This is a genomic window from Bifidobacterium choladohabitans, assembly GCF_016102005.1.
Classification (GTDB): Bacteria; Actinomycetota; Actinomycetes; order Actinomycetales; family Bifidobacteriaceae; genus Bombiscardovia; species Bombiscardovia choladohabitans.
Genome location: NZ_JACFPL010000002.1, coordinates 586,740 through 610,566, shown reverse-complemented (window position 1 = coordinate 610,566; position 23,827 = coordinate 586,740). Strand labels below are relative to the sequence as shown.

21 protein-coding genes and 1 tRNA gene are annotated in these 23,827 nt (G+C 64.3%); 14 read left to right on the top strand and 8 right to left on the bottom strand.

What is annotated here, in order from left to right:
* The first annotated feature begins 3 nt into the window (after window positions 1-3).
* Together H3S97_RS06095 and H3S97_RS06090 are read left to right on the top strand one after the other, a co-directional pair.
* Window positions 4-3,144 (top strand): glycosyltransferase family 2 protein, encoded by a 3,141-nt coding sequence (locus H3S97_RS06095; RefSeq protein WP_198219970.1) that lies wholly within the window; start codon window positions 4-6, stop codon window positions 3,142-3,144.
* Window positions 3,141-4,664 carry a DUF5719 family protein gene (locus tag H3S97_RS06090; protein WP_198219969.1) on the top strand — a complete coding sequence of 508 codons (1,524 nt, stop codon included), beginning with the start codon at window positions 3,141-3,143 and terminating at the stop codon, window positions 4,662-4,664. The genes H3S97_RS06095 and H3S97_RS06090 overlap by 4 nt, the downstream gene beginning before the upstream one ends.
* A 10-nt stretch (window positions 4,665-4,674) precedes the next feature.
* Here H3S97_RS06090 and H3S97_RS06085 read toward each other — a convergent pair whose 3' ends face one another.
* Complete coding sequence (locus tag H3S97_RS06085) at window positions 4,675-5,109, bottom strand: metallopeptidase family protein (protein WP_029678500.1); 435 nt, start codon at window positions 5,107-5,109, stop codon at window positions 4,675-4,677.
* Between the two features lie 65 nt (window positions 5,110-5,174).
* On the opposite strand from H3S97_RS06085, the gene H3S97_RS06080 reads away from it, so the two are divergent.
* Complete coding sequence (locus H3S97_RS06080; RefSeq protein WP_408610432.1) at window positions 5,175-6,014, top strand: HAD-IIB family hydrolase; 840 nt, start codon at window positions 5,175-5,177, stop codon at window positions 6,012-6,014.
* A gap of 175 nt (window positions 6,015-6,189) precedes the next feature.
* Entirely contained in the window at window positions 6,190-6,882 is a 693-nt protein-coding gene (locus tag H3S97_RS08505) for a ComF family protein (protein WP_198219968.1), read from the top strand.
* Here H3S97_RS08505 and H3S97_RS06070 read toward each other — a convergent pair.
* The 4 genes from H3S97_RS06070 to H3S97_RS06055 form a co-directional block, all read right to left on the bottom strand.
* Window positions 6,879-8,231, bottom strand: coding sequence for a Y-family DNA polymerase (locus H3S97_RS06070; protein WP_198219967.1), 1,353 nt, complete (start codon window positions 8,229-8,231; stop codon window positions 6,879-6,881). The two genes, H3S97_RS08505 and H3S97_RS06070, sit on opposite strands and share 4 nt — an antisense overlap.
* The gene (locus H3S97_RS06065; RefSeq protein ID WP_198219966.1) at window positions 8,228-8,848 is read right to left on the bottom strand and encodes a LexA family protein; all 621 of its coding nucleotides are present in this window, start codon (window positions 8,846-8,848) and stop codon (window positions 8,228-8,230) included. Before H3S97_RS06065 ends, H3S97_RS06070 begins: the two co-directional genes overlap by 4 nt.
* Before the next feature lie 70 nt (window positions 8,849-8,918).
* The gene (locus tag H3S97_RS06060) at window positions 8,919-10,058 is read right to left on the bottom strand and encodes a sensor histidine kinase (RefSeq protein WP_408610431.1); all 1,140 of its coding nucleotides are present in this window, start codon (window positions 10,056-10,058) and stop codon (window positions 8,919-8,921) included.
* A gap of 9 nt (window positions 10,059-10,067) precedes the next feature.
* Window positions 10,068-10,811 (bottom strand): response regulator transcription factor, encoded by a 744-nt coding sequence (locus tag H3S97_RS06055; RefSeq protein WP_198219964.1) that lies wholly within the window; start codon window positions 10,809-10,811, stop codon window positions 10,068-10,070.
* Between the two features lie 223 nt (window positions 10,812-11,034).
* Between H3S97_RS06055 and H3S97_RS06050 the strand changes: the two genes are divergently transcribed.
* Both H3S97_RS06050 and H3S97_RS06045 read left to right on the top strand, forming a co-directional pair.
* Window positions 11,035-11,655, top strand: a complete 621-nt coding sequence (locus H3S97_RS06050) for a CarD family transcriptional regulator (RefSeq protein ID WP_198177690.1) — start codon at window positions 11,035-11,037, stop codon at window positions 11,653-11,655.
* Between the two features lie 14 nt (window positions 11,656-11,669).
* Window positions 11,670-12,149: a 2-C-methyl-D-erythritol 2,4-cyclodiphosphate synthase gene (locus H3S97_RS06045; RefSeq protein WP_198219963.1), complete on the top strand. Its 480-nt coding sequence runs from the start codon at window positions 11,670-11,672 to the stop codon at window positions 12,147-12,149.
* A gap of 6 nt (window positions 12,150-12,155) precedes the next feature.
* Here the strand turns inward: H3S97_RS06045 and H3S97_RS06040 are convergent, their stop codons facing one another.
* Together H3S97_RS06040 and H3S97_RS06035 are read right to left on the bottom strand one after the other, a co-directional pair.
* A complete protein-coding gene (locus H3S97_RS06040) occupies window positions 12,156-12,983 on the bottom strand; it encodes a metal ABC transporter permease (RefSeq protein WP_045924561.1) in 828 nt (275 codons plus the stop codon).
* Window positions 12,980-13,855 (bottom strand): ABC transporter ATP-binding protein, encoded by an 876-nt coding sequence (locus tag H3S97_RS06035; protein ID WP_198219962.1) that lies wholly within the window; start codon window positions 13,853-13,855, stop codon window positions 12,980-12,982. The genes H3S97_RS06040 and H3S97_RS06035 overlap by 4 nt, the downstream gene beginning before the upstream one ends.
* A gap of 211 nt (window positions 13,856-14,066) precedes the next feature.
* On the opposite strand from H3S97_RS06035, the gene H3S97_RS06030 reads away from it, so the two are divergent.
* The 6 genes from H3S97_RS06030 (at window position 14,067) to pyk (ending at window position 22,188) form a co-directional block, all read left to right on the top strand.
* Window positions 14,067-14,987 carry a bifunctional methylenetetrahydrofolate dehydrogenase/methenyltetrahydrofolate cyclohydrolase gene (locus H3S97_RS06030; RefSeq protein WP_198219961.1) on the top strand — a complete coding sequence of 307 codons (921 nt, stop codon included), beginning with the start codon at window positions 14,067-14,069 and terminating at the stop codon, window positions 14,985-14,987.
* Between the two features lie 103 nt (window positions 14,988-15,090).
* Window positions 15,091-16,596, top strand: a complete 1,506-nt coding sequence (gene rpsA, locus H3S97_RS06025) for a 30S ribosomal protein S1 (RefSeq protein ID WP_198177695.1) — start codon at window positions 15,091-15,093, stop codon at window positions 16,594-16,596.
* Between the two features lie 71 nt (window positions 16,597-16,667).
* Window positions 16,668-17,315, top strand: a complete 648-nt coding sequence (gene coaE, locus H3S97_RS06020; RefSeq protein WP_232356299.1) for a dephospho-CoA kinase — start codon at window positions 16,668-16,670, stop codon at window positions 17,313-17,315.
* 39 nt (window positions 17,316-17,354) lie between these two features.
* Window positions 17,355-19,466 (top strand): excinuclease ABC subunit UvrB, encoded by a 2,112-nt coding sequence (uvrB, locus tag H3S97_RS06015; protein ID WP_198219960.1) that lies wholly within the window; start codon window positions 17,355-17,357, stop codon window positions 19,464-19,466.
* Between the two features lie 166 nt (window positions 19,467-19,632).
* Window positions 19,633-20,634: a TerC family protein gene (locus H3S97_RS06010; protein WP_045935466.1), complete on the top strand. Its 1,002-nt coding sequence runs from the start codon at window positions 19,633-19,635 to the stop codon at window positions 20,632-20,634.
* Window positions 20,635-20,745: 111 nt separating this feature from the next.
* The gene (gene pyk, locus H3S97_RS06005) at window positions 20,746-22,188 is read left to right on the top strand and encodes a pyruvate kinase (RefSeq protein ID WP_045935465.1); all 1,443 of its coding nucleotides are present in this window, start codon (window positions 20,746-20,748) and stop codon (window positions 22,186-22,188) included.
* Between the two features lie 149 nt (window positions 22,189-22,337).
* On the opposite strand, the gene H3S97_RS06000 is transcribed toward pyk, so the two are convergent.
* Window positions 22,338-22,931, bottom strand: coding sequence for an NUDIX domain-containing protein (locus H3S97_RS06000; protein ID WP_198177861.1), 594 nt, complete (start codon window positions 22,929-22,931; stop codon window positions 22,338-22,340).
* A 121-nt stretch (window positions 22,932-23,052) separates the two neighbouring features.
* Here H3S97_RS06000 and H3S97_RS05995 point away from each other — a divergent pair.
* Window positions 23,053-23,126, top strand: a tRNA-Leu gene (locus tag H3S97_RS05995).
* 49 nt (window positions 23,127-23,175) lie between these two features.
* Window positions 23,176-23,823: an ANTAR domain-containing response regulator gene (locus tag H3S97_RS05990; protein WP_015021953.1), complete on the top strand. Its 648-nt coding sequence runs from the start codon at window positions 23,176-23,178 to the stop codon at window positions 23,821-23,823.
* Window positions 23,824-23,827 lie beyond the last annotated feature (4 nt).

Here is a 23,827-nt window from a genome sequence, read left to right as displayed (position 1 = left end):
CGCATGAGTTTCGTCGCGCCTCAAGCCCAGGATGTCCGGCAGGTACTCTCTGCAGTCATGAACGAATGTTCGCCTGCCGCCAGCCCTCATGTAGAGGATGCGGTGGCGGCGGTAATCACCGTCGAGCATGACCTGACCTACCTGCCTGACACCCTGCGTGCCCTCATGCGACAGAGCCTCTTGCCGCGCCTTCTGATCATCGCGGACTGCTCGGGGACCACTGTGGAGCCTCTCTATGCGCAGTTCCCGGTGGAGGGGCCCGCGCGGATGGAGGTGCAGGTGGTTCGCGCCCGGGGTGCCTCCTCCTTCGGCGATGCCGTGGACAAGGCGCTTGGCTATGCCCGTCTGCCTGGTCGGGTTCGCGCACTCTGGCTTCTGCACGACGACTGCCGTCCATTGGACAATCATTGCCTGGACAAGCTGGTGGACACCTGGCACAGCAATCCCACCGCCTCCCTGTTGGGCGCCAAGCAGTACGACTGGCAGGGCGAGGGCCTGCGGGACGTGGGTCGGTATGCCTACCGTCACCGGACGGTTGGCCTGGTAGTGGACAGTGAGCCCGATCAGGAGCAGTATGACGCGCGCCAGGATGTCTTCGCGGTGAGCCTGGCCGGCGCCCTGGTGCCCATGCAGACCATGAAGGACCTGGGCGGACCGGGTGCCTGGGCCGGCACTTTCGGCCAGGCCGACGATCTCTGCCGCCGCATCTGCCTGTCAGGCGGACGTGTGGTGGTGGCGCCCGGCGCCCGGATGGCCCATGCCGGCGCCCGGTTGAGCGGATTGCGCGACCGGAATGGACGGCCGGTGCAGCCCGACCACCGCTTGGATGCCTCCATGGGCCCCATACTGGCTCGGGAGCGTTACCTGCTGACCGATTTTGCCCTGCCCTGGTGGCTGCTGGTCTGGCTCTGGCAGGTCCTGGCGGCACTGTGGTTCACGGCCGTTGATCTTATCGGCAAGCGGCCCTACAGGGCCCTCTGCCGTCTGTGTGCGCCCTGGCGGATCCTGGCTCGTCCTGCAGCCTTGCTGACCATGCGTCGCCGTCTGACTTCCGCCTGCCATGGCGGTCCCCGTCGATTGGACGTTCTTCAGGCCAACGGTCAGCAGATCCGGCAGTGGCGGCAGCGCAGGCAGGCCTTCCGCGACCAGCAGGAGCATCCCATGCTCAGCCACCTGGCCCTGGCCCATCTGCGCCAGCAGTTTCTGCGTCGCCTGGCCTGGGCGACAGGCATGACCCTGGCGGTCTTGGTGGCCCTGGTGGCCACCCACTGGCCCCTGTGTCGTGCCATCTTCTCAGGAGGGGCCATCCATGCGCCCTCCCTGCCCTCGTCGGGAGCCGACTGGTCCCGCCTGCTGGAGGCGGCAACCACCTCCTGGTCCTGGGCCGGGGGCGTGGGACAGCCCGCAGTTCCTGCCCCCTTCCTTCTGGTCCTTCTGCCCTTCGCGCTGCTCACCGGCGGTCATGTGGCCCAGGCCATGGCCCTGATGCTCCTGGCAGAGACGGGACTGGCCGCTCTGTCTTTCTGGGCGCTGGTCGGCGTGGTCACCAGGTCCAATCCCATCCGCGTCCTGCTGGGGCTGCTCTGGGCTAGCCTGGCATTCGCCCTGGGCATGGTGGATGGTCTGCAGCTGCCCATGCTGACGGTCATGGCCTTCATGCCCGCTGCCTTTGCCTTCGTTTTCAAGGCCGTGGGGCTGTATCAGACCGAGGCTCCCGTGCACCCCAAGGCTTCGGTGCAGCAGGCGGCTCTGGCCTCCATCTGCTTTCTGCCGGTCCTGGCAGCCGAACCTCAGCTCATACTGGCCATGATTCCGCTCTTCATCATGGCGATCTGCCTGGTGCCCTCCCATCGGATCATGTTGCTGCTGATGCCCCTGCCTTCGGTGCTGGCCCTGGCGCCCACCCTGGTCAACTCCCTGCATCATGCCAAGGATGGGCTTTGGAGGCAGCTTTTCGCAGACCTGATGGTTCCTTCGGCAGACCTGACTGGCCAGCCTCGAACCGGGAGCCTCGGGGAGTTGCTGGCCCGCCTGCTGGGCCTGGATACTTCGGCCCTGTGGCCTATCAGGTGGCGGGCTGAACTCTGGCGGCCGGCCACGCTGGTCTGCTGTCTGCTGGCGGTTGCCCTGCTGGCCTTTGTTGCCCTGGTTGTGCCTCGGGCGCTCAAGGCGGCCAGGATTCTGTGGATCACGGTACTGCTGGGTCTGGTCCTGGCGCTGGTCTCGCAGGCGGTCTGCACAGGTCTGGATGAAACAGGTCCAGTGGCTGGTTCGGTCCTGCCCGGTGTGATGATGGCCTTCATGGGGTTGCTGACCTGTCTGGGCCTCCTGGCAGGCAGGGCCGTCCGTCCCTTCTCGCCCCTTGCTCCCGGGCATGACCAGGCCCCCGACAACGATGCCGATCGTCCGCCCCTGCCTCCTGCGCAGTCATCCCCGACGTCAGCGGTTGCAGTCGGTGGTGGCGGAAGGGTTTTAAGGCTCCTCCTGGGCCTGCTCCTGACCCTGGTCACTGCAGGCGTGGCGGTGGCCGGTCTGGCTGCGCCTGCCGGCGGGCCCCTGTCGGCTGACGGCCGACAGCTTCCGGCAGTCGCGGTGGACTACCTTGACAAGGATCCATCCCACCGGGTGCTGGTGCTGACCTCGCCCTCCCATGGCCGCGTGGCCTACACCGGTCTGCACACTTCACGAGGGGATCTGATCGATGCCTCGCCTGCCCTGCGTGCCCAGCGGGTGAACGGCGGGCGGATGACCGGCGAGGATGTCCTCTCGCATTCGGCGGCGTCTCTGATGGCCAATGCCGACTCCAAGGCCGTAGCCGCGGTGACCGACCTGGGCTTCGGCGGAATCTACGTGCCCGTCGACCGTTCCGGGGCAGCGGGCTTGGGGTCCACGCCCAACGATGACCTGGTATCCAACATCACTGCCAGCGATGGCGCGCAGCTGGTGGTGGCCAACGCCCAGGGAACCTATTTCCGTTTGAGCTCGCAGTCCGGCAAGGATGTGGGCGTTGATATGGCCGGGGTCGATCAAGCAGAGGCCAGCACCTGGAGGAGGGTCTGGCTGTGGACCCTGGGTCTGATCCTGCTGGGATACTGCCTGGTGGCGCTGCCGCGTCCGGGCTATTTCGGAGGGGAGCAATTATGAGTGGACGAAGCAAGGGATCCCTGGTGGCCGCTCTGGTCACGGCACCCCTGGTGGCGGTTTTGATTGCAGCGCTGCTGATCTGGACGCCTCCTGCCTCCCTGGCCGATGGGGCCAAGGGCTCGACTGTCGTAGCCAGCCGGGTCAGCCAGCGGGAGGTGGCGGCCTACTGTCCGGCCCGCCTGGCGGTAGCGGACGAGGACAAGGTCGGCGATGACCAGTTCAAGGCATCGGAGGGCGATCTGAGCTCACGTGTCACTGCTGCCGCCTTCGGATCCATCGGCGGTTCCAGCCTGACTCCAATGGGGGGTGGGCAACGCACCACGGTGACTGATCCTGATCTCTTGGACGGGCAGAAGGCCATGGCCGCATCGCTCGATCCCGGTGCCTCGGCAACAGCCTTCGATTCCCGGATGCTCAAGTCCCAGCCGGGCACAGGGGCTGCCGTCGGCATGGTCTCATGGGCCACCAAGGGCGATCTTAGGGGGATTCAGGCGCTGGCCTGCCCCCGGGCCGTCATGAATGCGGACTTCCTGCTGCCCGCCACCAGCAGAGGGACCACCCAACGGCTGGTGGCCTACAATCCGTCATCCAAAGCCACGGTGATCAGTATTGAGGTCCAGGGTTCGCACTCCTCGGGCCATTTGTCCCTGGAGACAGGGAAGACCATGACCGTGGCTCCCGGCGGCCATGCCTCATACGATCTGTCTGCGGCGGCTCCTGGCCAGCAGGCCATTTACGTCCGGGCTCGCAGCTCCCAGGCCCCGGTGGCCATGTCGGTCTCCGTCAATGTCATGTCGGGGCTTGATCCACGCGGGTCGGATCAGATGACTGCCTTGCCGGCTCCCGGCCGTGATCTGGTCATTGCCGGCCTACGAGGTGCTGACCAGGCCACCCTGCTTCTTCAGGGCTCCCATGCCACGGCGGTGGACCTGTCCTGGGTGGATGAAGGCGGTCAGCAATCCCTGCGACGGGTGGATCTGGAGGGTTCTCAGGCCACGGCGGTGGATCTTGGCGGCGTGCCCGATGGCAAGCTGGCTCTGCACGTGCATGCCGACCGGCCTGTGCGAGCGGTCCTGCAGGTGACCGGCCAGGGCAGTCAGGACCAGTCGCAGTCCGACCTGGCTCTGATTCCTGCGGGGACTGCTGCAGCATCCTCGGCCCTGACCATATCCCAGCCTGCCCAGGCTGCGCTGACCCTGGTCAACCCATCGGCGAATCCGGTCAAGGCCGAACTGGTTGGATTCGATGACAAGGGCAACAAATTGGAAGAGCGCTCACTGACTGTTGAGGCGGGTCGAGCCAGCGAGCTTTCGACTCACGATCTGGGCGATCAGGTGGCCGCCGTGCGGCTGAATGAGGAATCTGGGCATGGCTCCTCACGGCTGATCTGGAACGCCCGCCTGAGTGTGGACGCGGTCAACCAGGCTGGCCTGGCCGGTCTGGCGGTCATGGTCTCTGACGGGCTCATGCCCACCACCACCGTGATCCGCTCCGGCCCCGACTCCACCGTCCTGCCCTGAGATTCGGCCCTCAGCGTCCCCACATGGGGTCGATCTCCTCGGGGTCGCGCCCGTAGAGGTCTGCCAGCTGCAGGACCAGCTCGTCGCGGATGATCAGCTCCAGCTCGGTGCGGTCCCGGGTCTTGCTTTGGATTGGCATCCGGTACAGGACAATCCTGGCGGGGATGCCACGTCCTGCCGGGAAACTGCGTGAGAAGAGGTCGGACCGGTCCTCCCAGGGTGTGGGGTCGGAGGGTGGCACATCCTCGACCGCGAATTGGACAGGTTTGACCAGCTGAGGCCAGCCGGCGCCCAGCCGCCGGATCTGGGCTGCGGTCAGATCGTCGAAGATTCCGCATCTGGTGCGATACCGGGGCAGGCGGGTGCCGAATGTGGGCCGACGAATCCCCCGGCCATGGCTGTCCCGGTAGACGGTGCGGGCCCAAGGCGGCTGATCGTTGATCATGACACTCACCATAGCCCCTCAACTCGGTGGCAGTTTCGATTCAGGGTGTCTTGTAGCATGGAGCGATGATCGACAAGCGGATGGGAGCAATCATGGCGGAGGACGGTGCGATGAACGTGGCCTGGTGGGGCAGCCAGGACATAGGGTCCATCTGCGCACGGGCACGGGTGCTGGCCTTCGATCTGGACAACACCCTGGCGCTGTCCAAGACCCGCATGGACCAGACCATGGCCGTCCATTTCGCCGCCCTGACCCGGCTGCGGCCTGTGGCCATCGTCTCAGGCGGACGGTTCAGCCAGTTCCGCGACCAGGTGCTGGATGCCCTGCCCGACGATACCCGTTTCGATCAGCTGCATCTGATGCCCACCAGCGGCACCCGCTACTACCGATGGCAGGACGGAAGCTGGAATTGCGTCTACGCGCACGACCTGAGTGCCCAGGACCGGCAGGCCGCCGAGGCCAGTCTGGAGCGCAGGGCCAAGCAGCTGGGCGACTGGGAGGATCAGGTCTGGGGGCCTCGCATCGAGGATCGCGGCAGCCAGATAACCTTCTCCGCCCTGGGTCAGCAGGCGCCCGTGGAAGCCAAGGAGGCCTGGGATCCCGACAACAGCCGCAAGGATGCCCTGGCCCGGGCCGTGGCCGCCGATCTGCCCCACCTGCAGGTGCGCTCCGGCGGCTCCACCAGCGTGGACATCTCAGCCAAGGGCATCGACAAGGCCTATGCCATGACCTCCCTGGCCAGGATACTGGGCGTGGAAGTCGGCCAGATCGCCTTCGTGGGCGACCGGATGGATCCGGACGGCAACGACTATCCGGCAGCTGAGGCCGGGGCCATGGCTCTGCGTGTGCACAATCCGGCCGATGCACTGGACCTGATCCGGGCCTTGGAGGCTGACCTGGCCTGAACCTGTCTGCAGACAATTCTGTGAACAGCGATTCTGTGAACAGCTGGCACGTTCATGCACATGGCCTTCCCCTGCTTGCCTATCCTCTGCACTTGAGGGTTGGCTGGGTTATATGCGCAACCTTTCATTGGCATCCGTCCGACTCCGACAGGCGGTTTGTGCTGTTGCCTCAGCCGTGACCAGCTCGGCCCTGGACCTGCTGGCTCCTCGGGCCTGTGCCGGCTGCGATCGCCCTGACTTTCTGCTCTGCTCCTCTTGCAGATCTCTGCTCTTCCGGCCCTTGTGGGTGCCTGCGCCCGCCTATGCCCTTGGTCTGGCCCTGGCATGCGCTCCATATCGCGGACCCGTCCGGCGAATCATTCTGGCATGGAAGGACCATGACAACCGGCCCTTGGATGGACCCTTGGGCCAGGTCATGGCCGAACTGGCTCCGGTCCTGTCCAGGCTGATCGATCCCCTGCTCCGGTCCAAGCCCGCGAAGGCGATTCTGGTGGTTCCCGCCCCCTCCTCGGCTGCCTCCTTGCGGAGGCGGGGGAGGGTTCATCTGCAGCCGATCCTTTTGTCTCTGGTCCAGGCCCTGCAGCGGCAGGGTCTGGACGCCCGGGCGGAGCCGGCACTGATCATGGACTCCGTGAGAACCAAGTCTGTCCAGGCGGGCGGCCGCCGGAACCGTTCGCGTCGGCTGGCAGGCCGGATTACAGTTGCGGATTCATCGCGGTTGGTCGGCCTTCCTGTCCTGGTGGTGGACGACATCATCACCACGGGATCCACCATCCGCCAGTGCGCTCGTGCCCTGGAGGCCGCAGGCGCCCTGCCCTTGGCCGCCCTGGCTCTGGCGGCCGTTCCTCCAGGTCACGAGGATCTCTAGCGGGCCTGGGCCACGGCCATCTCATCCCAGCGGGTGGTGGACCGGGGTGAGAGCATGCCCCGGTTCATGGCCCAGTCGGCACCCGTATCCTCATCGCCCCGGCCCTGGCCGCGGATGCCACCGTAGCCTACGCCTACCCGGAAGGGACCGAAACGGCGGGTGGCATCCTCCAGGACGTCCCCCAGGCCATGGGTGTCCCGGGCTGCGTCCAGACCTTCCAGGGTGTGGAAGTGGTCAGCATCGGTCAGGTCCAGTAGAACCACCCCGGCCCGGATCCAGCGGGCGTGCGGATCCACACGGCCCTTGAGCGCCCGGCTTGCTGCGCCGGCGATGACCAGGGGATCGTCGCTGGGATCCTCCAGGACGACGGTCCTGCTGGCTGCGCAGAACTGCTGGGGTGCATAAGGGCTGGTGGAACAGAAGACCTGCACTTTTCCGCACAGACCATGCTGCCGACGCAGGCGGCGGCAGGCCTTCTGGGCGTAGATGCTCAATGCCTGGGCCAGGGTGGCGTAGCCCTCGATGGGGTGGGAGAACATGCGCGAGCACAGAATCTGATTGGTGCGCACGCCCCTGGCGGCATCCGTCTCGGGCTCGATGCAGGGCCGTCCCCTCAATTCCAGCACGGTGCGCTGCAGCATGACGGAGAACCGGTGACGGATCAGTGAGGGGTCGGCATCGCGCAGGTCCAGGGCGGTGGTGATGCCCATGCCCATGAGCCTGCCGGTCAGCCGTCGGCCCACCCCCCAGACCTGGTCGACGGGCACTGATGCCAGAGCCTGATCGCCGTACTGGGCCTCTACTTGGCTCCAGAGGGTTATCCCTTCGGTCGAGGGATGGTCCTTGGCCCAGTGGTTGGCCACCTTGGCCAGGGTCTTGGTGGGCGCCACACCCACACTGACGGGGATGCCGGTCGATCGCAGGACCGCGGCGCGCAGCTCCCGGCAGATTTCGACGGTGCGTTTGTCGTTCCAGATGCTGTCCATGAAGCACTCGTCGATGGAGTAGACCTCCTGGTTGGGCAGGAAATGGGCCATGATGGCCATCATGCGCCTGGAGAGACTGGCGTAGAGCTCATAGTTGGAACTGCGGGCCACCACCCCGTCCTGCAGGGCCCGTTCGCGAATGGTGAACCAGGGTGTGCCGTTGGTGATGCCCAGGGCCTTGGCCGGGCGGTTGCGGGCCACCACGCAGCCGTCGTTATTGGACAGCACGACCACCGGGCGGTCAGCCAGGGAGGGGTCGAAGACAGCCTCGCAGGAGGCAAAGAAAGAGTTGGCATCAGCCAGGACCACCTGACTGGTCAGAGCGGTCCCGGCTGCAGGATCGGCCGGTCTCTGCGCGTTCATGCCGAGCCCCAGCCCGTGGAAGGGTAGACGGGCCTCCGGCCTTGACCTCCCGTCGTGCGCCCGCGTCCGTGCGGGGTGTGTCCGGGATAGGTGACCTGAGGCAGGGGAGAGCCGCTCCGGGATTCGCCTTTGGTATCCACCCGCTGCCAGTGGTAGTTGCCGATGACCACCCCCCAGATGACCAGTTCCTCGCCCTCCTGGGGCATGAAGTCGGGGTAGGCGGGGTTTTCGGCCCGCAGCATGGTCCTTCCCTTGCGCCTGGCCAGACGCTTGACCAGCAGCTCGTCGTCCAGGATGGCGATGACGATGTCCCCTTCGCGCGGCTCCAGGGAACGGTCGACCACCAGCAGGTCCCCATCGAAGATGCCGGCGCCGGTCATGGAATCGCCGGCCACATGGATGATGAAGGTGGAGTCGGGGTGGACGATGACGTTCTGGTCGAAGCTGAAGTCGCCGCTGAAGTAGTCCTGGGCCACTGAGGGGAAGCCGGCGTGGACGGCCTCCAGGGCCTGGGGGACAGGGCTGGGGTGTCCTCGGAAGAGGCTCAGGGCATTGACCCGGCACTCCGGCAGGGAAGCAGGGGCCGCATCCGGCGACCCATGAATGGTAGCGACCATGGCACACCTCGAACTCGATGGCATTCGAACAAATGTTCGATTTCATTATGAGCCGAAGTGCGCCTCCCCGTCAATGCGGCGCGTCGGAACCGCCGGAGCGGCTCCCGTTCCCCTCGTCCTCGTCGGGTTCGCGGTGATATCTGGGCAGGGTGATCTCGAAGTCCGCTCCGCGCGGATCGTCCACCACCTGTACCTGGCCTCCATGCAGCTGGGCCGCCCAGCGGGCGATGGACAGCCCCAGCCCGGTGCCGCCGGACTCCGTACCAGGCCCGGCCTTGCCCTTGACGAAGCGCCGGAAGATGTCGGTACGGGCCTCGGGGGGTATCTGCGAGCCGAAGTTGACTACGTTGGTGACTATGGCCTCCTGCTGCCGGTCCTCGTGGGCCTGGATCAGCACCGTGGTGCCGTCGGCCGAGTGCTTCAGTGCATTGCTGATGACGTTGGTGAAGAGCTGGCGCAGCCGGTCCTGGTCGCCCTCCATCCTCAGACCCTTCTCCAGATCAACCTGGATGTCGTGGGCGTGCCCGGCGTCGGCTATGGCCAGGGGCTGAAGGGTCTCGTCGATGAAATCCCCGAAGTCGAAGTCCTCGATCTGCAGGCTGGCGGCACCGGCCTCCATCCGCGACAGGTCCAGCAGGAAGGCGATCAGGTCGGACAGCCGGTGGGTCTGTTCCAGAATCCCCTCCAGGTTGGCTGGCGTGGGCTCGGTCACCCCGTCCGCCATGTTCTCCACCATGGCCTGCAGGGCCGAGACGGGGGTGCGCAGCTCGTGGCTGACATTGGCCACCATGTCCCGGCGCATCTGGTCGGCATGCTGGAGCTCCTCGGCCATCTCGTTGAAGGACTGGGCCAGGAGCCCCACCTCGTCATGGCTGGTCGTGGTGGCGTGGACCCGGACCGTATAGTCCCCGTCGGCCATGGCTTCGGCCGCATCCCGCATCTGCCGCAGGGGGGCGGTGAGCCCTCGGGAAAAGAAGTAGGTGATCCCCAGGGCCACCACCAGGGTCAGCGGCATGGCGATCCAGCCGCTCCAGCCCATTTTCAGCAGGAACCAGGCCATGACGAAGGCGATGGCTGTGGAGATGATGATCAGGACGCTCAGCTCCACCTTCAGTGAGGCGAAGGATCCGATGGGCCGTTCGCGGTCCACCCGCGCACTCAGACCGGGCCCCTTGCGTCGGCTTTTGCCGTCCTTGTTCATGGCGTACATCCGCGGTCGCTACCGCTGATCTTTCTCCTGCTCCTGGTCCTCGGGCGGTTCGAAGGCGTAGCCCACTCCGTGCACGGTGCGGATCATCTGTGAACCCAGCTTGTGGCGCAGGGCCTTGACGTGGGAGTCCACCGTCCTGGTGCCCGAGGCATCCACCCAGTCCCAGACCTCCTCCAGCAGCTTCTCGCGGGTGAGCACGGACTTGGGCCGACGGGCCAGCGTGGCCAGCAGGTCGAATTCGGTGGGGGTCAGGTGGATCTGCTCCCCGCGCAGGGTCACGATGCGCTGGGCCGGGTCGATGACCAGGGATCCGAAGTCCAGCACCTTCTCGTTCTCGGAGTTCTTGGCGATGACCTTGGCCCGCTCCACCCGGCGCAGAAGGGCCTTGCAGCGGGCGATCAGCTCGCGCATGGAGAAGGGCTTGGTCATATAGTCGTCGGCCCCGGCGCCCAGACCGGTCACCTTGTCGGCCTCGTCGTCCCGGGCGGTCAGGATGAGCACCGGCACCGGCCGCTCGGCCACGATCCGCTTGGTGGCCTCCAGTCCGTCCATGACGGGCAGCATGATGTCCATGATGACCAGGTCGGGTTTGATCTGGGATGCGGCCTGCACGGCGCTGGCACCGTCCGAGGCCACCCGTGCCGTCCACCCTTCGGCGGTGATGCGTTGGGCGATGGCGGTGGCCAGGGTGGGTTCGTCCTCAACCACCAGGATGGTGCTGGGTGTAGTGTAGCGGCTTGTGTTTTTGATCATGCCTACCTCTGTCTTCGATCACTGATCCGCAAAACGATGCTCGTCATGCGGGGTGGAGCCTTGCCGACATTCGTTCCACCACCGTCGTTTCTTCCAGAATAGTCTTCAGAGCCTCCAGGGGAAGTGTGCTCGCAGAGAATCGCGTCGCCTCCGAGCCCCGTCGGCAAGTCCATGCGCAATGACATTATTATATGGTATTTTATCGACTCGTTCTGGAGGACATATGGGTTACAAGGTCGGTGACATGGTCGTCTATCCGCGTCATGGGGCCGCCAGGGTGGATGCCATCACCGAACGGACCGTCAAGGGCGTCACCCGCAAGTACCTGCAGCTTTCCGTGCTCTCCTCTGATGGGCTGGTCATCAACGTCCCCGTCGAGAACGCGGCCAAGGTGGGCGTCAGGGACATCGTCGACGCCAAGGCGGTGGCCAAGGTCTTCGAGATCCTTCGCACCCCGGTGGTCGAGGAGAAGGAGATGAACTGGTCCCGCCGCTACAAGCTGAACGTGGAGAAGATCGCCACCGGCGAGGTCAACAAGATCGCCGAGGTCGTGCGCGACCTCTCCCAGCGTGACGTGGACGAGCATGGACTTTCGGCGGGCGAGAAGCGGATGCTGATCAAGGCCCGCAAGATTCTGACCTCCGAGATCGCCCTGTCCGAGAAGCTGGACGAGGACGAGGCCCAGCGTCTGCTGGACGTCAACCTGGGCTATGCGGAGCCCATGCCCGGCGACGACAAGCACCATACCAAGTCCCCCAAGGAGCCGGCTTCCAAGACCCTGGCACGGGTGGCCCAGGAAGCCGCCAAGAACAAGGCCAAGGGCAAGACCAAGGCCAAGCGCTGAGGCCGGATCCGGTCATGGGCCATCCAAGCGTCGGACTGGGCTTTGACGCCCATCGCTTCGACCCGACCGGCGGGCGTCGCCTCTGGCTGGCCTGCCTGTCCTGGAATGACGGAACCCCCGGCCTGCTGGGCGATTCTGACGGCGATGCGGCCGCCCATGCCCTGATTGATGCCATCCTGTCAGCCGCCGACCTGGGCGACATCGGCACCTTGTTCGGCCTGGGATCACAGTCCCCCGGAGCGGGCATGCATGGGGCGGACATGCTGGAGAAGACCATGGACTGCCTGCATGAACACGGTCGCAGGCTGCTCAACGCCTCCCTGATCATCGTCGGACAGCGTCCCAGAATTTCCTCCCGTCGTCACCTGGCCCAGCAGGCTATGAGCCAGGCTGTTGGCGCACCGGTTCGGCTGACAGCAACCACCACTGATGGCATGGGCTTTACCGGTCACAACGAGGGCATCGCTGTCATGGCCACCGCCCTGGTGGACTGACCGGCATCAGGCGCGCAGTGCGGCCCATCCCTTGGCCAGAGCCCAAAAGAGGGTGGACAGGGTCACGATGACGAAGCTTGGAGGGGCTGGCACCATGGCCGAAATCACCAGGCCTCCCCAGATGGAAGCCAGGCAGATCAGTCCCGACAGGAGCATGGCCCGCAGGGGAGAGGCCACCAGGATGTTGGCCGTGGCCGCCGGGGTGACGACCAGGGCGAAGATGAGCAGGGTTCCCACTGCCGGCACGGCGATGGTGATGACCCCGGCCATGATGGCCATGAAGGTCAGGTTCATCAGCCCGATGGGCACGCCACGGGCCTGGGCCACCTGCTCATCCAGGGAGCTGAAAAGCAGGGGCCGGTAGATCAGGGCCAGCAGGATCAGCAGGATTGCATCGAAGATTATGAAGCCGACGACCTGGCCCCGGGTGATGGTCAGGATGGATCCGAAGAGGATGGCCTGCATCTGCTGGGAGGCTGAGCTGGACATCCTGGCGAAGAAGAGTCCCAGACCGGTGGCGAAAGCCAGGACCGTGCCCGTGGCGATCTCCCTCTGGGAGGCCCGTTTGCCCAGGGCTCCGATGACCAACGCCCCGCCCAGGGCGAACAGACCCATGCCGGCAGAGACCGGCAGCCCCAGCAGGACGGCCCCTGTGGCGCCTGGCAGACCGATGTGGGCCAGGGCATGGGCGGCGAAGGTGGAGTGCCTGGCAATGGTGAAATAGCCCATGGCTCCGGCGGCCACGGCGATGCACAATCCGGCCACCATGGCGTTGCGCATGAAGGGGGCGGCGAGGATCTCCGTCCAATGGGGGTCGAAGACTGGTGTTGTCATGAGGTCCTTTCCTGGTCCGCCCCGTGCAGGCGGGCCACCTGGCTGGGTTGGTAGCGATTGTGGACGGGTCCGATCGGCTCATCCATATCGGGGGCCACGAACATGTCCCCCTGGGGAGTGGTGACCACCTCCACCTTGGTGCCGTAGAGGTGGGTGAGCAGATCCGAGTCCAGTACGTCGTCCATGCGGGCGTAGTGGGGATGCCCGTCCAGCAGGTAGACCGCCCCGGTGAGCACAGGCAGCAGCATGTTCAGGTCATGGGCCACCACCTGGATGGTCATGCCCAGACGGCTGTTGAGCTGGGCCAGCAGGTGAACGGTGGCGCGCTGCCCGGCCAGGTCCAGATTGGCCAGGGGCTCGTCCAGCATGAGCAGGTCAGGATCGCAGACCAGGGCCTGGGCGATGGCCACCCGCTGTCGCAGGCCGCCGGAGAGTTGGGACAGGCGCAGGTGGGCCCTGTCCTCCACACCGACGAAGCGCATGGCCTTTCCGGCGCGCTCGCGGTCCTGCCGGGTGACGGGGTGGATGCCGAAGCGGGTGCCGGTCAGCCCCAGCAGGACGGACTGCTCGGCCGTCAGGTTGGAGTCGATGTCAGAGGTGTAGCTCTGGGGTACGTAGCCGATGCGGTCGTTGGCCTGGCCGGCCGGCTGCCCCAGGACCTGCAGACTTCCTGCATCCAGGGGGAGTAGACCAAGCTCTGCCTGCATCATACTGGTTTTGCCGGTGCCGTTGGTGCCCACGATGGCTGTCACGGTCCCTGCAGGAATGGTGAAGGTCCCCTCCGACCAGATCAGCCGCCCGGATCGGCGGATGGCGGCATGGTCGAAGACGATGCAGGCCTGCGTGGATGTGCTGTCCGTGTCCATATCCATGGCTTCCTTTCCTGCAAGGGCTCACAAGGTGAACCTGCTCTTATTGAGCATGATTCTCATTATTGTTGGGGAGGGGACAGCGCGCAACTTCAGCAGTCGAGTCCTCCTGTACCGGCCCTTGGACGGAGCTTCCGGTCGGGGAGGAATCTGCGCTAGGCTGGCCCAGACGACTTCGACAAGGGTTTGCGCCCGCTTGAATGATGGAGATGTATTGACTGCAGTGAAATTGGACGGCAAGGCGGCGGCTGCGGAACTCAAAGAGGACCTGCGCGCTCGCGTGGCGAAGCTGACGGCCATGGGACGCACTCCCGGCCTGGGTACCATCCTGGTGGGGGAGGACCCCGGCTCGCTCAAATATGTCGAGGGCAAGCATCGGGACTGCGGCCAGGTGGGCATCCGGTCGATCAGGATTGATCTGCCCGCCGATGCCGGCAAGGAGCGGATTCTCGCTGCAGTGGATCAGCTCAACCAGGATCCCGACTGCACCGGTTACATCGTCCAGCTGCCCTTGCCCGAGGGCGTGGATCCCACTGAGATCATCGATCGTATCGATCCGGCCAAGGACGCCGATGGCATGCATCCATACAACCTGGGCCAGCTGGTCCTGCATACCGACGGCCGGGTGCGGACCCCACTGCCCTGCACCCCACGGGGGATCCTGTATCTGCTGGACCATTACGGGATTGACCTGGCCGGCAAGGAGGTCTGCGTGCTGGGCCGGGGATTGACCGTGGGCCGCACCATCGGACTGCTCCTGACCAACCGCGGGGTGGATGCCACCGTGACCCTCTGCCATACCCACACCAGGGATATCGATGCCCATCTGCGCAGGGCTGACATGATCATCGCAGCCGTGGGACGAGCCGGGCTGGTTGGCCCGGACCAGGTTCGCCAGGGTGCCGTCCTGATGGATGTAGGCGTCTCCCGGATCTGGGATCAGCAGGAGGGGCGCTGGCGGATCAAGGGCGACATCGATCCGGCCGCCAGGCTGTCTGCAGCCGCCTACACGCCCAATCCCGGCGGGGTGGGGCCCATGACCCGGGCCATGCTCCTGGTCAATGTGGTCGAATCCGCCGAGCGGGCCGCCGGAATCCCTGCCTGCGACACGCCCGAGGTCTCCCGGCGACAATGACCGTGGTGTCTCCTATCATGGAGAATGTTCGCGCCTGCCGGCGGGAACGCATAACTCAATACGGAAAAAATATCCACCAACTATACAAGAAACAATTCAATTAATGGCAGAGAACAAGAAGGAAGTCCCCCAGGTCGCGGTCAATGACATCGGGTCCGAGGAAGACTTCATCAAGGCAGTCGATTCCACCATCAAGAACTTCGACGATGGGGATCTGGTCGAGGGGACGGTCGTTAAGATCGACCATGACGAGGTTTTGCTGGACATCGGCTACAAGACCGAGGGCGTGATTCCCTCCCGCGAGCTTTCCATCAAGAAGGATGTCGATCCCGACGATGTGGTCCAGGTCGGTGACACCATCGAGGCCTTGGTCGTCACCAAGGAGGACAAGGAAGGCCGTCTGATCCTGTCCAAGAAGCGCGCCCAGTACGAGCGCGCCTGGGGCGACATCGAGAAGATCAAGGAGGCTGACGGCGTCGTTGAGGGCACCGTCATCGAGGCCGTCAAGGGCGGACTCATCGTCGACATCGGCCTGCGTGGCTTCCTGCCCGCATCCCTGGTCGAGATGCGCCGCGTACGCGACCTGTCTCCCTACATCGGGCAGAAGATCAAGGCCAAGATCCTGGAGCTGGACAAGAACCGCAACAACGTGGTCCTCTCCCGCCGCCAGTACCTGGAGGAGACCCAGTCCGAGGTGCGCGAGACCTTCATGGCCCAGCTCAAGAAGGGCCAGATCCGCGAGGGCACGGTCAGTTCCATCGTCAACTTCGGCGCCTTCGTCGACCTGGGCGGTGTGGACGGCCTGATCCACGTCTCCGAGCTCTCCTGGAAGCACATCGATCACCCCAGCGAGGTCGTCAAGGTGGGCGACAAGGTCACCGTCGAGGTGCTGGATGTCGATATGGACCGCGAGCGCATCTCGCTGTCCCTCAAGGCCACCCAGGAAGACCCCTGGCAGCGCTTCGCCCGGACTCACGTGCCCGGACAGATCGTCAAGGGCAAGGTCACCAAGATCGTGCAGTTCGGCGTCTTCGTCTCCGTCGAGGACGGCATCGAGGGCCTGGTCCACATCTCCGAGCTGGCCAACCGCCACGTGGAGAACCCCGAGACCGTGGTCAAGCAGGGCGAGGAGATCTTCGTCAAGGTCATCGACGTCGACCTGGATCGCCGCCGTATCTCCCTGTCCCTCAAGCAGGCCGACGACTCCGTCGATCCGACCTCCGAGGACTTCGATCCGGCCATCTACGGCATGCCCGCCGAGTACGACGAGGAGGGCAACTACAAGTACCCCGAGGGCTTCGACCCCGAGAGCAACGAGTGGATCGCCGGCTACGAGAAGCAGCGGGAGGAGTGGGAGTCCCAGTATGCGGCCGCCCACGACCTCTGGGAGCAGCACAAGGCCTTCGTGGCCAAGGAGCTGGAGAACGCCGAGGCTTCGGCCGCCGAGGACAGCCGGTCCTCCCAGGCGCCCGCCTCCGGTTCGCGCTCTCGTCGTCAGAGCTCCGAGGAGACCACCAACTACAGCTCGGAGTCCAGCTCCGAGGGCACTTTGGCCTCCGACGACCAGCTGGCCGCTCTGCGCGAGCAGCTGCTCAAGGAAAAGAAGTGAGCATCAAGCGGTGAATGGAGGGGTCCGGCCTCGGTCGGGCCCCTCCATTTGTATCTGCTGCCATAAGGTATATGCGGGAGGTCGGGATGATACGTGTGGGATTGACCGGCGGAATAGCGGCTGGCAAGAGCACGGTGGCGGCTCGGCTGGCCCAGGACGGGGCCAGGGTCATCGACTACGACCGGCTCTCCCATGAGGTCATCGTCCCGGGCGGACCCGGCGTGGGACCGGTCCTGGAGCGCTTCGGTTCGGACTGCGGGGACGGTCATGGTGGTGTGGACAGGTCAGCCTTGGCGGCAAGGGTCTTCGGCGGGCCGACGGCCGACCGGGATCGCAGGGACCTGGACGAGATCATCCATCCGCTGGTCTATGACCTGGCTTCCAAGGCCGAGCAGCCCTGGCTGGAGGGTTCCGAGGTGGTGGTCCATGAGGTGCCCCTGCTGACCGAGGTTGGGTCGGCCATTCCCTTTCATTTCGACAGGGTGCTGCTGGTGGAGGCACCAAGCCAGGTGAGGATTGCGCGTATGGTGAATCAGCGGCATATGACTGAAAGCCAGGCTGTTGAGCGTATCGGTTCCCAGACCAGCAGCAGTTCGCGACGCGCTCAGGCCGATCTGCTGGTGGACGGGTCCCAGCCTATCGAACAAATGTTCGAGTCTGTTGATAGAATATATGAAGAGCTGAAATCCTTGGCCCGGGGATCCTCGCACAGCGACTGAGGGGCCTTGGGCGAATGACGCATCCTGGAAGGGAGTTTCATGGGGTTCAACATTGAGCGGACCGACAAGCCCTTCGTGGTCAAGTCCCCCTATAAGCCCTCCGGCGACCAGCCAGAGGCCATCGAGGAACTGGCCACGCGGATCGAGAACGGCGAGAACGACGTGGTGCTCATGGGCGCCACCGGCACCGGCAAGACCGCGACCACGGCCTGGCTGATCGAGCGCCTGCAGCGGCCCACCCTGATTCTGGAACCCAACAAGACCCTGGCGGCCCAGCTCTGCGCCGAGTTCCGCGAGCTCATGCCCGACAACGCGGTCTCCTACTTCGTCTCCTACTACGACTACTACCAGCCCGAGGCCTACATCCCCCAGACGGATACCTATATTGAGAAGGACTCCAACATCAACGACGATGTGGAGCGGCTCCGGCACGCCGCAACGGCCAACCTGCTGACCAGGCGCGACTGCGTGGTGGTGGCCACCGTCTCCTGCATCTACGGCTTGGGCACACCCGAGGAGTACGCCGGGCGCATGCTCTTCCTGCACGAGGGGGACCGGATCAACCGGGACGACCTGCTGCGCAAGTTCGTGGACATGCAGTACAAGCGCAACGACATCGCCTTCACCCGAGGCACCTTCCGCGTGCGCGGCGACACGGTCGAGATTATCCCCGTCTATGAGGAGCTGGCCGTCCGCATCGAGTTCTTCGGCGACGAGATCGACCGCATCTCCACCCTGCACCCGCTGACCGGGGACGAGATAGCCCACGAGACCTCCGTGCACATCTTCCCCGCCTCCCACTATGTGGCCGGTCCCGAGCGGATGGAGCGCGCCCTGAAGACCATCAAGGAGGAGCTGGACTGGCGTGTGGGCCAGCTGCGCAAGCAGGGCAAGGAGCTGGAGGCCCAGAGGCTGACCATGCGCACCACCTACGACCTGGAGATGCTCACCCAGATCGGCACCTGCTCGGGAGTGGAGAACTACTCCCGCCATTTCGACGGGCGCGAGCCCGGGACGCCGCCCCACACCCTGCTGGACTTCTTCCCCGACGACTTCCTGCTGGTCATCGACGAGTCCCATGTGACCGTTCCCCAGATCGGAGCCATGTACGAGGGGGATGCCAGCCGCAAGCGGACCCTGGTCGAGCACGGCTTCCGTCTGCCCTCGGCCATGGACAACCGTCCGCTGAAGTGGCCCGAGTTTCTGGACAAGGTGGGCCAGACCGTCTACCTGTCGGCAACACCCGGCGACTATGAGATGGGTCTGTCAGACGGGGTGGTGGAGCAGGTCATCCGCCCCACCGGTCTGCTGGATCCCGAGGTGGAGGTCAGGCCTGTCAAGGGCCAGGTGGACGACCTCCTGGACGAGATCAAGGCCCGGGTGGCCCGTCACGAGCGGGTTCTGGTGACCACGCTGACCAAGAAGATGGCCGAGGACCTGACCGACTACCTGCTGGAGCGCGACATCAAGGTGGAGTATCTGCACTCGGATGTGGACACCCTGCGGCGGGTGGAGCTCCTGCGGGAGCTGCGCGAGGGCAAGATCGACGTCATCGTGGGCATCAACCTCCTGCGTGAAGGGCTGGACTTGCCCGAGGTCTCCCTGGTGGCCATACTGGATGCGGACAAGGAGGGCTTCCTGCGTTCCTACCGTTCCCTGATCCAGACCATCGGCCGTGCGGCCAGGAACGTGTCCGGCAAGGTCATCATGTACGCGGATGAGGTCACCGACTCCATGGAGAAGGCCATCAGCGAGACCAACCGTCGCCGTGCCAAGCAGATAGCCTATAACAAGGAGCATGGGGTGGACCCCAAGCCGTTGATCAAGAAGATCAGTGATGTCAACGACATGCTGGCCAAGGAGGATGTGGACACCCAGACCCTGCTGGCGGGCGGCTACCGCAATGCCAACAAGGCCGGCAACTCCCACCTGGGCGTGCCCCTCTACGACAAGGAGGAGGCCGACAAGCGGCATCAGGAGATCCTCCAGGCCGGTCTGCCGGCGCAGGACCTTGCCGACCTGATCCGTCAGCTGAGCGACCAGATGCACACGGCTGCGCAACAGCTGCAGTTCGAGCTCGCAGCCCGTCTGCGCGACGAAATCAAGGACCTGAAGAAAGAGCTGCGACAGATGACCGAGGCCAAAAAGTAAGTCTGGCCTTTGGCCGGTGGTCCCAACCCCGACCATGCATGTTGCGGGCCTGTGATGCGAGGCAAGTCATCACAGGCCGGACCAGCAGACAACTCTCTGTGAGGGTGTTCTGATATGCAGAGGGGGCAGATGAGCACGTCATATCTTGCCGCTAAAGTCAGGTGATATGTCCGAAACACCTCTGCCGTTCATGGTTGTGAGCCTGGTTGTACTGGCCGTCTTCTTCGTGGTCGATCTTTTGGTGATCGGACGGCGGCCGCACGTCCCTTCGACCGGCGAATGCGTGAGGCACATCGGCTTCTTTGTGGTCATGGCCCTGATTTTCGGGGCGCTGATCTGGAAGGTGGCAGGTTCCAAGCCGGCCATCGAGTTCTACTCGGGCTGGCTGACTGAGTACTCGCTCAGCATCGACAACCTCTTTGTCTTCGTCATCATCATGGGCAATTTTGCCGTACCCCTGCGGCTTCAGCGCTATGTGCTCAGCGTCGGCATCACCATCGCCCTGCTGTTGCGCGGGGTCTTCATCCTGGCTGGAACGGCGCTGATCACCCGCTTCACATGGGTCTTTTTCATCTTCGGCTTCTTCCTGCTTTACACCGCCTGGAACATGGTCTCCAGCCGAGGCAAGCAGGAGGAGTACCACGAGAACGGGCTGATCAGGGTCCTGCGTCGGGTCATCCCCATCACCAGCCACTACGACGGTGAGCGCCTGCGGACCACCTTTGAGGGCAAGCGCTACTTCACGCCCATGCTGGTGGTCTTTCTGGCCATCGGCACCACCGATGTCATGTTCGCCTTTGACTCCATTCCGGCCATCTTCGGACTGACCAAGGACCCCTTCATCGTCTTCACCTCCAATGTCTTCGCCCTGTTGGGCCTTCAGCAGCTCTACTTCCTGCTGGGATCCCTGCTGGACAAGCTGGAGTATCTGCCCCTGGGGCTGGCCGTGGTCCTGGCCTTCATCGGGGTCAAGCTGATCATGGAGGCTCTGCACGGCAACACGCTGCCCTTCATCAACGGCGGGCGGCCCCTGGAAGCAGTGCCGGAAATACCGACCTGGGCATCTCTGCTCGTCATCGTTTTGGCCGTGGGCATCGCGGCCCTGGCTTCGGTGCTCAAGAGCCGCCATATGTCCTCTGCAGCCGCTCCCCAGGGAGCAAAGCAATAAGGGAAGCGTTGAAGCACAAGGGTTGTTAGCGCTAACGGGAAATAGTGGTTCCCTGCGGCCTGAGTCTGTACAATAGAACGGTAAGTAAGAAAAAGAACAGGCAGGTAGCATATGCGCAAAGCCAAGATCGTCGATACCATCGGGCCGGCTTCGGAGTCGCTGGAAAACATCACCAAGCTGGTCAAGGCCGGCATGGATGTGGCCAGGCTCAACCGGTCCCACGGCACCCCCGAAGATCACCTCAAGGTTTACAACAACGTGCGTCAGGCCAGCAAGGAGACCGGACGCAACGTGGCGGCCCTGGTCGATCTGCAGGGTCCCAAGATTCGTTGTGGCTGGTTCAAGAAGAACGAGCAGGGCGAGGACAAGGTCATCCTCAAGGAGGGCCAGGAGTTCACCATCACCACCGACGATGTCGAGGGTGACGAGCACATGACCTCCACCACCTTCAAAGGTCTGCCCGGGGATTGCCACCCCGGCGATCCCATCCTGATCGATGACGGCAAGGTCCGTCTGGAGGTCACCAAGGTCGAGGGCAACCAGGTCCACACCAAGGTGGTCGTGGCTGGTCCGGTCTCCTCCCACAAGGGCATCAACCTGCCCGGCGTGGCCGTGAGCCTGCCGGCACTGACCCCCAAGGATGAGGAGGACCTGCGCTGGGGTATCCGCACCGGCGCCGACATCATCGCCATGTCCTTCGTCCGCTTCGCCACTGACATCGACCGCGCTCATGAGATCATGGACGAGGAGGGTCGCCGCATTCCCATCGTGGCCAAGATCGAGAAGCCCCAGGCGGTTGAGAACCTGGAGGAGATCGTGAAGGCCTTCGACGGCATCATGGTGGCCCGTGGTGACATGGCCGTGGAGATGCCCTTCGAGCAGGTCCCCCTGGTGACCAAGCGCTGCATCGAACTGGCCCGTCAGTATGCCAAGCCGGTCATCGTCGCCACTGAGGTCCTGGGCTCCATGGTTCATTCGCCCATCCCCAGCCGCGCCGAGGCCTCCGACTGCGCCAACGCCGTCCTGGACGGTGCCGATGCCACCATGACCTCCAACGAGACCGCCGTGGGCGACTACCCCGACACCACGGTCTCCACCATGGCCCGGATTTCCGAGTACGCCACCACCCACGGGTTCGACCGCATCCCGGATATGCACGACCTGGACATGTCCAACTCCGGTGCCGTCTCCTCCGCCGCTGTGGATTTGGCCGACAAGATCAACGCCAAGGCCATCGTGGCCTTCACCCAGACCGGCAACACCGTGCACCGCGTCTCCCGTGAGCGTCCGGCCGCCCCCATCTATGCGCTGACCACCGATGAGCACACCTATCATTGGCTGGCCCTGAGCTGGGGCACCGAGGCTTTCATGTGCGAGCAGGACTACCACGACTTCAACCGCGCGGGTCTCATGGCCTTCGTGGACGCCACCCTGAAGAAGCAGGGCAAGGTCTCCGACGGCGACTGCCTGGTGGTGCTCAGCAGCGCCCAGGGCGAGTATGAGCCAGGAAACACCGACTGCATCTACGTGCATACGGTTGGTGCCAACGACTGATTCTCCGGACTGCCGCCTGGCTGTCGACTGAGTCAGCCGGGCAGGTGGCCGTCAGGTTCATTCGGCACTGATAGAGCAAGGAACCGGTGGTCTTTCCCGCCTGCCAAGGCAGGGAGAGGCCACCGGTTCGCTATGCGAGGGTTCTTGCCTCAGTGCAGGTCCGACAGTCCAATCTTGGCCCGCAGGATGGCGATGGTGGTTTTGGCATCCAGAATGGTCCCTGCGATCACCATGTCATAGGCCTCGTCCACGGTGAAGAGCCGCACATTCTGGTGGGGGGTCTCCGGTGCCAGGCTGGCAGGTTGGACCGGGGTCAGGCCCTCGGCATAGAAGAGGGTGGTGTGCTGCGTGGAGAAGCTGGGGGTGTTGATGAACCTGGCGAACTGGTTGAAGGAGGCAGCCTTGTATCCGGCCTCCTCGCGCAGTCGTCTGGTGGCGACATCGATGGGGGCCTCCTTGTCGTTGAGCGGATGGCCGGCCGGCAGCTCAAGGGTCCAACGGTGAGTTGGGAGTCGGTACTGCTCGACCAGGGGTATCCTTCCGTCGTCGGTGATGGCCAGGACCGCGATGGTGTCTCCGTGCTTCTCGCTGACGATGCTGCGGTCGAAGGTCTGATTGTCACTGGATTCAAAGGTGACCCTGTCGACGCTGAAGTAGTGGCTGTCCATAATTTGCTTGCGGGCCTTCTCCTGGACGGGGGAGGTGCGCCAAGGATCGAACCGTCGATAGATATGAGTGGTCATCATGCTCTCCTTCGACTGCTGATGTGCCTGTATACATAACTGTCTTCATTCTAGGGCAGATTCAACACGAATAACCTTGCGTCGTCGCCAAAGTATGGTAGATTCTCTGTGGTGATGAAAAGCCCCCGTATCCCAATTGGTAGAGGAAACGGCCTCAAAATCCGTGCAGTGTGAGTTCGAGTCTCACCGGGGGCACGATAAAGCGAACCCCAGCCGTCCCTCATCGATTTCCGGTGAAGCTCGGATGGACTTTCAGGAAACGAGGTTGAAAGTGGCTTCAGAGAGTAAGAACCGCAGCGATTCTCCCGAGGGGCGGACCGTGGTTGTGGCGGAGGATGAGGCTTTGATCAGGCTCGATACCGTCGAAGCTCTCGAGGATGCCGGCTATGACGTGGTCGGCCAGGCGGCCAGCGGCCAGGAGGCCATTGATCTGACCCGCGAGCTGAGACCCGATGTAGTCGTTATGGATGTGAAGATGCCCGGCACCGACGGCATTACCGCCGCCACTGAGATCGGCAAGGAGAATCTGGCCCCGGTGGTTATGCTGACGGCGTTCTCCCAGCAAAGCCTGGTCGAGAAGGCGGCCGATGCCGGAGCCATGGCCTACGTGGTCAAGCCCTTCGCTCCGGAAAAGCTGCTTCCGGCCCTTGAGGTGGCCATCTCCCGCTTTGACCAGATCAACGCCCTGAAGGACGAGGTCACCGACATGAAGGCCCGTTTCGAGGCCCGTAAGCGGGTGGACCGGGCCAAGGGGCTGCTCATGGAGAGCATGGGCATGACCGAGTCCGAGGCCTTCCGCTGGATTCAGAAGACCTCCATGGACCGCAGGCTGACCATGCAGGAGGTGGCCGACGTGGTCATCAACAACGTGGCCAACCAGAACGACCGTTAGCCCG